Raw genomic sequence first — 12,236 nt, 5'->3', positions numbered from 1 at the left:
AAGGCGTGCTTTTATGTGAGCTGATATTGTAGTAGTTGGTGCTGGTCATGCTGGTGTTGAAGCAGCTCTTGCATCAGCTAGAATGGGTAAAAAAACTATATTAATAAACTTATATGAGGATAAAATAGCAACAATGCCCTGTAATCCTTCAATTGGAGGACCAGCTAAAGGTATAGTTGTAAGAGAAATTGATGCACTCGGTGGGGAAATGGCAAAAGCAGCAGATGCAACTGCACTACAAATAAAATTATTAAATTCTTCAAGAGGACCCGGTATTTGAGCTTTAAGAGCACAATCGGATAAAATTGAATATTCAAAATATATGCAAAGTAAGATTAAAAGTCAAAAAAATCTTCAGCTTGTTGTTGACATTGTGAAAGATATTTTATTAGATGATAAAAACAAAATTAAAGGTGTTTTATTGGAAAGTGGTTTAATAATAAATTGTTTTGCTGTTGTTTTGACAACAGGAACTTATCTTTCAAGTTTGATTCACAGAGGACAAGAAAAATTTGAAAGTGGCCCAAATGGAGAAATAACGACCAAATCACTTAGTAAAACTTTTCAAAAATTAAATTTAAAAACTTTTAGATTCAAAACAGGAACTCCTCCAAGGGTAAAAAAAAGCTCAATTGATTTAAGAAAAGCATCTATTGAACCTGGAACTGATGATAAATTAGCTTTTTCTTTTTCAACATCAAAATTTACTCCAATTGAAAAACAAGAGGTTTGTTATTTAATTCATTCAACATTAGAAACTAAAAAAATAATTGAAGATAATTTGAGTAAATCTGCAATGTATTCGGGTGAAATTGAGTCAGTTGGTCCAAGGTATTGTCCAAGTTTTGAAGATAAAATTGTTAGATTTAATTTAAAAGAAAGACATCAAATATTTTTGGAACCAGAAGCAAAAGAACTTGATACTTTTTATGTTCAAGGTTTTTCAACATCAATGCCTATTGAAATTCAAGATAAAATGTTAAGAAGTCTTCCAGGTTTTGAAAATGTTATTGTTGATAAGTGAGCATATGCAATTGAATATGATTGTATAGATCCTCAACAGTTAAAGTTATCTTTGGAATTAAAAATGATTGAAAATTTATTTTTGGCTGGTCAAATAAATGGAACAAGTGGATATGAAGAAGCAGCGGGTCAGGGATTAATTGCAGGAATAAATGCTGCTAGAAAATTAGAATTTAAAGAACCTTTAATTTTAAAAAGAAGTGAATCATATATTGGTGTTATGATAGATGACTTAATTAATAAAGGTGTTGTTGAACCATATAGATTGCTTACAAGTAGAGCTGAAAACAGATTAACACTAAGAAATGACAATTCAGAAATTAGACTAAAAAAATATGGGTATGAAATGGGATTAATTTCTGAAAAAGATTATAAAGATTTTCTAAATTTTGAAAAACAAATTTATGATACGATTGAACTTTTAAAAACAATTAGATTTACTCCAAAAAGCGAATTGGCAGTTGAATTAAAAGAAAAAGACCAAGCAAATTTGCAACAAGGATTTAGTGCATATGAAATATTAAAACAACCAAAAGTTGAAATGAAAATTTTTAAAAAACATGTAAAGCAATTAAATTATTTATCAAAACAACAATTAGAAATTTTATTAATAATGATTAGATTTCATGGTTATATAAAAAAAGAAAATGAAATGATTGAAAAATTTGTAAAATTGGAAAATAAGAAAATTCCAATTGATATTAATTATAGAAATGTAGAAAATATTGCGTTAGAAGCAAGACAAAAACTTGAAAAAGTTAAACCAGTTTCAATCGGTCAAGCTTCTAGAATAACTGGAGTTAATCCTGCAGATATTCAGATGCTGTTATTTCATTTAAAAAAGAAATATAATGAGGTCTAATTTATGACAAAAATTAATAAAAAAAATAAAACAAAAAATAAAATATTTGAATTTTTAACAGTATTTTCAATGGTTTTTGGAATTGTTGTTGGAGGTGGAATTTATTTAAAAAACGCTGGAGAAAATGGTGTTTTGGCTATGGCAGGTAATAATCTTTGGGTTGCATTATCTGTTTGAAGCTTAATGGGTGTGTTTTGCTGTTTAATGATGGTAACTTTTATTGAAGTTTCCTCTTCATCTAAAAAAGGTGAACACAATACATTAACTTCTTGATCAGGAAGATTTGTGGGCAGAAGATATGGCTCATTAGTTACAATTTTATATGCAATTATTTATATGCCTATATTAGTTATTATTGGTTCTTTATTTACAACTAGTAGTTTATTTGATGCAATAAAGGTTATATATGAATTAAATAATGGAATTGATAGTTGAGATTTATTTTTAAAACCTGATATTCAAATAACAATTGAAATATTTTTTGCAACATTTCTTTTAGTTGGCTTTCAATTAATGAATATTTATTCCGAAAAACCAGTAAGGATTTTGCAAACAATTTTATCTTTTTTAAAATTCATTCCCTTATTAATTGTTCTTATATTAGGAATAGTTTTTTTTGCACAAGGTAATGAAAATTCTTTTAATCCAAACAACACATATCAGCCTTTTTCAATTAACAGTTTTTTTGCAACAATGGTTCCAATTATGTTTGCTTTTGATGGGTTTTTAGATTCTGCATCAATTCAAAAAGATTGTTAACATAAAGAAGTGGTTGCTCCAGCAATGATGACAGGAATCATAGCGGTGGCTATTTTTTATTTAGTAATAACTGTTGCAATTTTCATAGGTGCAACAGATGGTAATATTCTTGATTTTTTTTCAAAAAATCCAAAAGCAGATTTTGCTTTTAAACTAGTAATTACACTAACTTTATTAACAATGGTTAATGCTTATAGTGTAATTTATCCTTTAATTTTAAAATCTTCTATAGAAGAAAAATTTATTTATTTACTTGGGTAATAAAGAAAATCCTAATTTAAGTAAGTTAAAATCAGATTATATATCATTAATAATTGTTCTAATATTTTTTGTAAGTTTTGTTTCAAGTAGTTTAATTATTACTTGGGATAATCCAGAGGGTAAAAGTTATTTAGAAACATCATATTTATCGTCAGATACATCAATAATTTTGGTTTATTTAATATATATTTCAATGATAATTAGTGTATTAAGAAATAGAAAAACAAAAAAAATTGAAGTAAAACCTGTAAAGGGTGGTTTTGTAACTTCAATTATTTCTGTTTCAATGTTAATTTTAATGATGATATATATTATTTAAATATCATCAAAACTTTAGTTGATGGAAATTTACTAGGTCCTATTATGTGATTTGTTTTTGTTGTTATTATAGCAGTAGTTTGAATTATAAATGAAGCGATTATTTCATTTCATGACATAGAAAATAATGATTTTTATTTGAGATTAAATCCGAAAAATTGATTTAAATATGATAAAAAAATCATTATTGAAAAGTTCAACAACAAAAAGGAGATTAATAACAATGATAAAAATATCAAAAAAGAATAAAACAAAAAATAAAATATTTGAATTTTTAACAATATTTTCAATGGTTTTTGGAATTGTTGTTGGAGGTGGAATTTATTTAAAAAACAAAACTGAACCAGGAGGTGTTCTTTGAGAAGCCGGTAGAAATCCTTGAATTGCACTTGGAGTTTGATTATTTATTGGAGTAATGTGTGCTTTAATGATGATTTCCTTTATTGAAGCCGCATCAACAACAAAAGATGGTGAACATTCAACAACACAAACTTGGGCAAATAAATTTATAAATAGAAGAACAGCTTCATTATTTTCAATTTTATATATTTGTATGTATTTACCAATATTAGCAGCTATAGGAGCTATTTTTACAATAGATACTTTATTTGATGCAATCAATAATTTATATTTTTCTTTAAATAATGAAAGTTTGATAAGTATTATAGGTGAAGTTAATTTTATTTTTATTAAAATAACATTATCTACTATTGTTCTTATAACTTTTCAAGTAATGAATATTTATACAAAAAAACCAAGTAAAATAATTCAAAATATTTTTACTTTCATTAAATTTATTCCTCTTTTCACTGTTATTATTGGTGGAATAATTATTGTCTTAAATAACAAAAATAATATAAATTCTTTTAATCCAAGTCAACCATATGAATCTGTTTCACTTTCATTAGTTTTTGCAACGATGATACCAATATTGTTTGCTTTTGACGGTTTTATATATGCTTCGGCATTAAAAAAAGATTGTGAACATAAAGAAGTGGTTGCTCCAGCAATGATGACAGCGATATTGGCTGTAACAGTTTTTTATATTTTTATAACAGTTTCTGTTTTTATTTCAAGAGAGGATGGAAATATTTTCAATTTTTTTGAAACAATTTTTAATAACAATCCATGAGTTATTTTTATTTTCAGAATTATAATTGCTGCAACTTTATTAACTATGGTAAATGGTTATACAACTTTACTGCCAAGAACAGTTCATTCTGCATTACAAGAAGGATTTATTTTTTTTCCTGAAAAAAAGAAAAAAATATCTTATGAAAAATCTGGTTTTATAGGAATGATAGTTACATTGTCAATTTATATTGTATTTATAATAATTTCATTATTAATAACATGGAATTCAGAAAAAATTGATTATTTTTATATAGCAAATTATTCATCAAATAGTAGTGTTATGTTTGCATTTGTTGTTTATTTTATTTTAATTGTTGCAATTCTTGATAATAGAAGAACAAACAAAGTTGAGGTCCAGAAAATTAAAGGTGGATATATATTAGGTATAGTTGCAGCAATTTTTATCTTAATAGTTATGAGTTATACTTATTATGATTTTTTTGTAAATAAGATAAAAAATAATAATTTAATAGATCCCTTGTTGTTAATATTTTTTTCATTACTAATTGCATTATTTTGAGTGATTAATGAAGCTCTTATTTCTAAAATAAATATAAAAGAAAATGATTTTTATTTGAGATTGCATCCAAAAAATTGATTTAAGTATGATAGAAATAAAGAAATTGAAAAGTATATTAACAAAAATAAGGTAAAATAAAAAAAGTAAAACTTTTTTTATTTTTTTTAGGAGAAAATATGGAATGGTATAAATTTAAGGATTTAAAAGTAGAATTAAAAGATAATCAAAAGGAAAAATTGATTATATTTAAAAATCTTTTACAACAGGAAAATGAAAAATATAATTTAACTTCAATAACAGACGATCAAGAAATAATTGATAAGCATTTTTATGATTCATTAATATTTTCAAATGTTTTTAATTTAGATAATTTGGAAATAATGGATATAGGTACAGGTGCTGGCTTCCCGGGTATAGTTTTAAAAATTATTTTTCCAAATTCTAGAATTTATCTAGTAGAATCAAATGGTAAGAAAATTAATTTTATGAATAAAGTTATTCAAGAACTAAATTTAAAGAATATATGAACAGTTAATAAAAGAGCTGAAGAATTTTCCGTTCTAAATAAAGAGAAATTTGATTTAATTATTTCAAGAGCTATGGCGCCATTGAATATTTTACTGGAAGTAGGTGTTCAAGCTTTAAAAATTAATGGTTATTTTATTTGTTTAAAAGGAAAAAATGCAGAATTTGAAATAAATGATTTAAATAATTGTGAAAATAAGATAGGACTTAAATTAGAAAAAATTCAAGAAATTGATGATTTAGTTTTAGGAAAAAGAATTAATTTATTTTATATAAAAATTGCTAGCACATCAAATTTTTATCCAAGATTATATTGTCAAATAAAGAAAAGACCGCTAGGGAAATAATTGTCTTTATTATATAATAATATACATGAAAGGAATTTAAAGAAATGGCAAAAATTATTTCAATTTCAAATCAAAAAGGTGGTGTCGGGAAAACAACAACTTCGGTAAATTTAGCTTGTGGTTTAGCTTTGGCAAATAAAAGAGTTCTTTTGATAGATATGGACCCGCAATTTAATGCAACAACAGGTATAGGTTATGAAATTGATAGCAAAACATTAAGTATGTATCATGTTTTTATTGGTGAACAGGAATTAAATAATATTATTGTTAAGGAAATTAAACCAAATATCGATTTAGCACCAAGTTCAATTGATGTTGCTGCAGTAGATTTAATTCTATTAGAACAAAGAAATAATAATCAAAATGTATTAAGAGACCAAATAAATTCTGTTAAACAAAATTACGATTATATTATTATTGATTGCCCGCCAAGCTTAGGATTAATTAACAGAAATGGTCTTGCTATTTCAGATACTGTTTTAATTCCAATTCAAGCAGAACATTATGCTATGCACGGTGTTGCGCAACTTTTAAGAACGATAAAAAAAGTAAAAGAAACATTAAATTCTGATTTAACCATTGAAGGAGTTTTAGTGACAATGTTTGATTCTAGAACAAGACTTGCTCATGATGTTTTAGAAGAAATTATGAAAACTTTTGGACCAAAAGTATATAAATCAGTTATTCCAAGAAACATAAAAATTTCAGAATCTTCAATGGAAGGTAAGTCAATATATGAATATGATAAAAATGGAGCAGGGTCTATTGCATATATTGAATTTGTAAAGGAAGTGTTGAAAGAAAATGGCGATGTCTAAAAAAAGATATAATTTTAAAGGGCTTGATGATATTTTTGGTGAATCAGTATCAGATATAGTCGGAGTAATTGAAAATGACAAAAAAATTTCAGATACAAATAAGAAAACAATTAATATTGATTTGTTAAAGCCAAATCCTTTTCAACCAAGAAAGTTATTTGAAAATGATGAATTAAATGAATTAGCTGAATCTATTAAACTTCATGGAATAATTCAACCAATAATAATAAATCAAGATCACCAAATAATTGCAGGAGAAAGAAGAACAAGAGCTGCAAAAATTGCTGGTCTTAAAGAGATACCAGTTATTTTATTAAATATTACAAATACACAAATGGAAGAGTTTGCAATTATTGAAAATATTCAAAGAGTAGATTTATTAGATATTGAAGAGGCTGTTGCATATAAAAAACTTTCAGTAAATTTAAATTTAAAACAAGAAGAAATTGCATCACGTGTAGGAAAATCAAGGTCACATGTTGCAAATATAATGAGGTTATTAAATTTACCAGAAAAAATTCAAAATGCAATGTTGGAAAAAAAAATAACTATGGGGCAGGCAAAACCTTTGTTATCTATTATTAATAATATTGAACTTTTAGATGATATTTTCAATAAAATTATTGAAAAAGATTTAACCTCTAGAGAAGTTGAAGCACTAATAAAAAATAAAAATAAAGTAAGTTTTGTTACGGAAAATAATAAAAAACCTTCAGTCATATTTGCTGAAAATAATTTAATGAGAAAATTGGGAACAAAAGTAACTATTGATAATGGAAAATTTATAATTAGATATTCTGACGAAGATGATTTAAATAGAATATTTGAAATATTAGGATTAATTGATGAAAATTAATTATTTAAAAATAGAGAGAGAAAAATAATATGAGTTTAAAAGTAGGAATTGTTGGTTTACCCAACGTTGGTAAATCCACTCTTTTTAATGCAATTACAAATTCAAAAGTGGAAGCAGCAAATTACCCATTTGCAACTATTGAACCTAATGTGGGAGTTGTGGAAGTTCATGATTCTAGATTAGATAAATTGGCTGAGATTTTTAATTCAAAAAAAACTATATATACAACAATCGAATTTGTAGATATTGCTGGTTTAATTGCAGGTGCAAGTAAGGGTGAGGGCCTTGGAAATGCATTTTTGGCAAATATAAGAGAGACAGATGCAATTTGTCAAGTGGTTAGATGTTTTGATTCAAAAGAGATAACTCACGTTGAAGGAAGCGTAGATCCAATTAGAGACATTGAAATTATTGAGTTAGAATTAATACTTGCAGATGAAACAAGTGTTAAAAAGAGACTTCAAAAAGTGGAACCAAAGTTTAAATCAACAAAGGATAAAGAAATTATTTTTGAATATAATTTACTTAAAAAAATTGAAACTCAATTAGCTGATGGAAAACTATTAAATAAGTTAGATTTTACAGATGAAGAAAAAATAATTCTTAAATCTTTTCAATTACTAACAACAAAAAAAATAATATATGTGGTTAATGTAAGGGAGGAGGGTTTAATTGATGACAATAAATATGTCAATTTGGTTAAAGAGTATGCACAAAAAACATTCTCACCAGTTGTAAAAATTTGTGCAAAAATAGAAGAGGAATTAAGCGAGCTTGATGCTGAAGAAAAGTCTATTTTTTTAAATGATTTAGGTGTTAATGAATCAGGTTTAAATTTATTAACAAAAGCATCTTATTCATTACTTGGTTTGAAAACGTATTTCACTTGCGGTCCTCAGGAAGCAAGAGGTTGGCAATTTAAAGAAGGTTCAACAGCTCCAGAATGTGCAGGGATTATTCATACAGATTTTGAAAAAGGTTTTATAAAAGCGGATGTTTATAAATGTGATGATCTTTTTGATTTAGGAGATGAGCAAAAATTAAAAAATAGTGGAAAAATAAGATTAGAAGGTAAAAATTATTTAGTTCAGGATGGAGATGTTTGCCTTTTTAAATTCAATAGATAATGAATTGATTTATAATGTTTTATAAATCATTTTTTTAATTTATAATCAAGTATGTTAAGAAAGAGGTTAATATATGTTTAAAGTAGGTTTTTCAAAGGACATGCATAATTTAATTAAAGGAAAATATATAACTTTAGCAGGTCAAAAAATTGAGTGTGAATTCTCAATAAAAGCTTATAGTGATGGAGATGTTGTTTTTCATGCTTTAAGTGAAGCAATTTTGGGAGCATTAGGGAAAGAAGATATCGGAACTTATTATAATAAAGAAAATATGCCACAAAATTTTTCTTCATTAGAAATAGTTGATTATGTTAAAAATCTATTGGTTTTAGAAAAATATTGTATTTTAAATATTGATATTCTAATTGAACTAGATTTTCCTAATTTAATAGAGCATAAAAAATTAATTAAAAATAATATATTGGAAATTTTTAATTTAAGGGAAAATCAAGTTTCGATAAAAGCAACAACTACAGAGAATAATTTTCCTAAATTAATTTCTTGCTATTGTAATTTAATTTTAAAAAAGGAGATAAATAATGAAAAAATTTAGATTAAGATATGCACCTTCACCTACAGGTTTTTTACATATAGGCAATACAAGAACAGCATTAATGAATTTTTTGTATGCAAAACATTATAATGGAGACTTTATTGTAAGAATAGAAGATACAGATTTAGAGAGAAATGTTGATGGAGCAATTGAATCTCAATTTGACAATATGGACTGATTGGGTATCTTTGCAGATGAATCTTTTAAAAAACCAAAAGATGGTTTTGGAAAATATATGCAATCTCAGAAATTTGAAATCTATAAAAATTATGCAGATAAATTAATACAATTAAAAAAAGCTTATAAATGCTATTGTACTCCTGAGGAACTTGAAAAAGAAAGGGAATATCAAATTTCAAAAGGAATTATAGCTCCCCAATATAGTAAAAAATGTTTAACAAGAACTGACTTAAAAAATGTAGAAAAATTATCATTTAATATTAGATTTAATGTTAAAGAAAATAGAATTTTTAAAATTAATGATATTGTTAGAGGTGAAGTCGAATTCAATTCTAAAGAAATTGGTGATTTTGTAATTTTAAAATCAAATGGAATAGCTACATATAACTTTGCAGTTGTAATCGATGATTATGATATGAAAATTACTCATGTAGTTAGAGGAGAAGAACATATTTCAAATACTCCAAAACAAGTAATGATTTATGAGGCGTTTGGTTGAAATATGCCAATATTTTGTCATTTAACACTTATTATCGATGAAACTAAAAAAAAATTATCTAAAAGAAGTGGAAACTCAATGTTCTTTATTTCTCAATACAGAGAACAAGGCTATTTACCAGAAGCGATATTTAATTATATTTCTTTGCTTGGTTGAAGTCCAAAAGGTGAACAGGAATTATTTTCAAAGGAAGAATTAATTAAAATCTTTGATGAAAATCGCTTTTCTAAATCTCCAAGTACTTTTGATCCAAATAAAATGAAATGAATTAATAGTCAGTGAATGAAAAAATTAGACGATTTAAATTATATTAACTTTGTTAAAAAATTTATAGATATTAAAAAATTTAATATAAAAGAAAAAGAGAAGAAGTGAATCAATGATGTTTTATTACTTTTTAAAAAAGAGTTGGAGTTTGGACAACAAGTAAATGAACATTTAGATATATTTTTTAATAAAGAAAATATGGACTTACAAACTATAGAAGTTTTAAAAAGTTTTAGTAATTGAAAAGATATGATGATTTATTTTAAAAGTCAAATTCAAAATTTGAATTCTTTTGAAGAAGAAGAATTAAAAGATTTAATAAAAAAAACAGGTGAAAAATTTAGTTTAAAGGGAAAAGAATTATTCATGCCTATAAGAATATTTACTACACTTAGTGAACACGGTCCAGAATTAGCAAAAACCATTAAACTTATTGGAAAACAAAAAATTTTAAAAAACATTGATAGCATTAATTAAGGAGATGCATATGGAAAAAATTATTAGAGACAATGTTCATGGTGAAATAGTGATTGAGGATAAAATTTTTTTAGATTTAATTAATTCACCAGAATTTCAAAGATTGAGACGTATTATTCAATTAGGTGGAGGTCAATTTGTTTTTCCAGGCGCTAATCACACAAGATTTTCACATTGTATTGGTGTATATCATATTATAAGTAAATTTTTAAATAATGTTAGCTTCAGTTCCCAACTTTCAGAACATGAAAAAAGAATAGTGAAAATTGCAGGTTTATTACATGACTTGGGTCATGGACCGTTTTCACATACATTTGAATCTATCTCAAATCAAAAGCATGAAAATTATACTCTGGACATTATTTTAGGTGATACAAATATTAATAAAATTCTTAAAAAATATACTATAGACCCCAATGAAATTGTTTTAATAATTGATGGTAAACATACAAATCAAATATTGAATTTATTAGTTTCAAGTCAGTTAGATGCTGATAGATTAGATTATTTATTAAGAGATGGCGTAAATATTGGTGTAAGCTATTCAAAAATTGATCTTAATTGAATAATTAGGAATGCTAGAATTTTTAATAATAAAATAGTTTTTTTGGAAAAAACAGTAAATGCAATTGAACATTACTTATTAGGAAGATTTCACATGTTTGTGCAAGTATATGAACATAAGGTTTCTGTGGCGTTTGATCAGACCTTTAAAATGTGATTTTTAAGACTTAAAGATTTGTATAAGGATGGATATAAATTTAAAAATGAATATTATTTGATTTTTTTAAAGGACTTAATGGATGAAAAGATACTTTCATTAGAAAATTATTTGAGATTAGATGATTACACGATGTTTGAAATTATAAAAAACACAAAAGAGGAAGATGATTTTATATTAAGTGATTTATCAAATAGATTAATTACAAGAAAATTTCTTTCTGCAAAAATTGATATTGGTGAAGAAGAATTTAATTTCAAAAAAAATAATTTTAAATATGATTTTCGTTATTATTTCAATATAATAAAAACTAAGAATATTTTTATTTATAGGGAAGAAAAATCTGCAAAAGATGAAAATATTTATATTTTAAGAAGTGATAATGAGCTTATAAAATTAAGTGAAATCTCAAAAATTCTAAATATAAATATGGAAAATATTAATAAAAATATTTATATTTTTCCAAAGTATAATGTAGAATAAAAAATATGGAGGAATTACAATGAACAAAATATCAACAATAGAATTAGCTTTTGATTTTCTAAAAGAATGTAAAGGAAATTCCTCTTTTGAAAATATATGAAACGCTATTTCTAAACACATTGACGGAGATAATGAAAGTAAAAATGAAATTATTGCAGAATTATACAGCGATTTGGTTTTAGATAATAGATTTGCATTAACTTCGGATGGTAAATGAGGCTTAAGAGACTATTTAAAATTTGAAGATGTAAAAAAACAATATGAATATGTTGATAAATTCGAAACAACAGAAGAATTTGAGGATTTAGATTTTAATCAGGATTCATTTGATTATGATGATAGTGATACTGGTGAAAATATTTTAAAGGCAAGACAACTTATAAATAGAGATAATTTAGATGATGACGATGATGAAGAAGATGACGATGATGATTTTGATGATAGCTTTGAAGATGATTATGATGACGATGACGAATATTAGTAACTATCTTATAAATAAGTAGTTT

At 25.1% G+C, this 12,236-nt stretch carries 14 protein-coding genes; all 14 read left to right on the top strand.

The genetic code is table 4. The features are described 5' to 3' along the window. Positions 1-13: 13 nt before the first annotated feature. The 14 genes from mnmG (at position 14) to rpoE (ending at position 12,211) form a co-directional block, all read left to right on the top strand. A complete protein-coding gene (mnmG, locus tag STAIW_RS05330; protein ID WP_020834805.1) occupies positions 14-1,885 on the top strand; it encodes a tRNA uridine-5-carboxymethylaminomethyl(34) synthesis enzyme MnmG in 1,872 nt (623 codons plus the stop codon). A gap of 3 nt (positions 1,886-1,888) precedes the next feature. Then, the gene (locus tag STAIW_RS05325) at positions 1,889-2,644 is read left to right on the top strand and encodes an amino acid permease (RefSeq protein ID WP_020834804.1); all 756 of its coding nucleotides are present in this window, start codon (positions 1,889-1,891) and stop codon (positions 2,642-2,644) included. Between the two features lie 9 nt (positions 2,645-2,653). Continuing rightward, a complete protein-coding gene (locus STAIW_RS05320) occupies positions 2,654-2,905 on the top strand; it encodes a hypothetical protein (RefSeq protein WP_148285994.1) in 252 nt (83 codons plus the stop codon). Continuing rightward, positions 2,898-3,224, top strand: coding sequence for a hypothetical protein (locus STAIW_RS05315; protein ID WP_020834802.1), 327 nt, complete (start codon positions 2,898-2,900; stop codon positions 3,222-3,224). The genes STAIW_RS05320 and STAIW_RS05315 overlap by 8 nt, the downstream gene beginning before the upstream one ends. A gap of 44 nt (positions 3,225-3,268) precedes the next feature. Beyond that, positions 3,269-3,472, top strand: a complete 204-nt coding sequence (locus STAIW_RS06275; protein WP_020834801.1) for a hypothetical protein — start codon at positions 3,269-3,271, stop codon at positions 3,470-3,472. Next, positions 3,447-5,015 (top strand): APC family permease, encoded by a 1,569-nt coding sequence (locus STAIW_RS05305; RefSeq protein ID WP_020834800.1) that lies wholly within the window; start codon positions 3,447-3,449, stop codon positions 5,013-5,015. The genes STAIW_RS06275 and STAIW_RS05305 overlap by 26 nt, the downstream gene beginning before the upstream one ends. Before the next feature lie 38 nt (positions 5,016-5,053). Next, a complete protein-coding gene (gene rsmG / locus STAIW_RS05300) occupies positions 5,054-5,749 on the top strand; it encodes a 16S rRNA (guanine(527)-N(7))-methyltransferase RsmG (RefSeq protein ID WP_020834799.1) in 696 nt (231 codons plus the stop codon). Positions 5,750-5,793: 44 nt separating this feature from the next. Then, positions 5,794-6,567, top strand: coding sequence for a ParA family protein (locus tag STAIW_RS05295; protein ID WP_020834798.1), 774 nt, complete (start codon positions 5,794-5,796; stop codon positions 6,565-6,567). After that, on the top strand, positions 6,554-7,423 hold the full coding sequence (locus STAIW_RS05290) for a ParB/RepB/Spo0J family partition protein (protein WP_020834797.1): 870 nt from the start codon (positions 6,554-6,556) through the stop codon (positions 7,421-7,423). The genes STAIW_RS05295 and STAIW_RS05290 overlap by 14 nt, the downstream gene beginning before the upstream one ends. Before the next feature lie 29 nt (positions 7,424-7,452). Continuing rightward, positions 7,453-8,550, top strand: a complete 1,098-nt coding sequence (gene ychF / locus STAIW_RS05285; protein WP_020834796.1) for a redox-regulated ATPase YchF — start codon at positions 7,453-7,455, stop codon at positions 8,548-8,550. 73 nt (positions 8,551-8,623) lie between these two features. Beyond that, the gene (locus tag STAIW_RS05280; RefSeq protein WP_020834795.1) at positions 8,624-9,103 is read left to right on the top strand and encodes a 2-C-methyl-D-erythritol 2,4-cyclodiphosphate synthase; all 480 of its coding nucleotides are present in this window, start codon (positions 8,624-8,626) and stop codon (positions 9,101-9,103) included. Further along, the gene (gene gltX, locus STAIW_RS05275; protein WP_020834794.1) at positions 9,090-10,526 is read left to right on the top strand and encodes a glutamate--tRNA ligase; all 1,437 of its coding nucleotides are present in this window, start codon (positions 9,090-9,092) and stop codon (positions 10,524-10,526) included. The genes STAIW_RS05280 and gltX overlap by 14 nt, the downstream gene beginning before the upstream one ends. A 10-nt stretch (positions 10,527-10,536) precedes the next feature. Next, positions 10,537-11,730 (top strand): HD domain-containing protein, encoded by a 1,194-nt coding sequence (locus STAIW_RS05270; RefSeq protein ID WP_020834793.1) that lies wholly within the window; start codon positions 10,537-10,539, stop codon positions 11,728-11,730. A 19-nt stretch (positions 11,731-11,749) separates the two neighbouring features. Further along, positions 11,750-12,211, top strand: coding sequence for a DNA-directed RNA polymerase subunit delta (gene rpoE, locus STAIW_RS05265; RefSeq protein ID WP_020834792.1), 462 nt, complete (start codon positions 11,750-11,752; stop codon positions 12,209-12,211). Positions 12,212-12,236 lie beyond the last annotated feature (25 nt).

The organism is Spiroplasma taiwanense CT-1 (genome assembly GCF_000439435.1).
In the GTDB taxonomy this organism is placed as follows: domain Bacteria; phylum Bacillota_I; class Bacilli_A; order Mycoplasmatales; family Mycoplasmataceae; genus Spiroplasma_A; species Spiroplasma_A taiwanense.
Note: the sequence above shows the minus strand (reverse complement) of the source record. Positions and strands in the feature narration are given on the sequence as shown.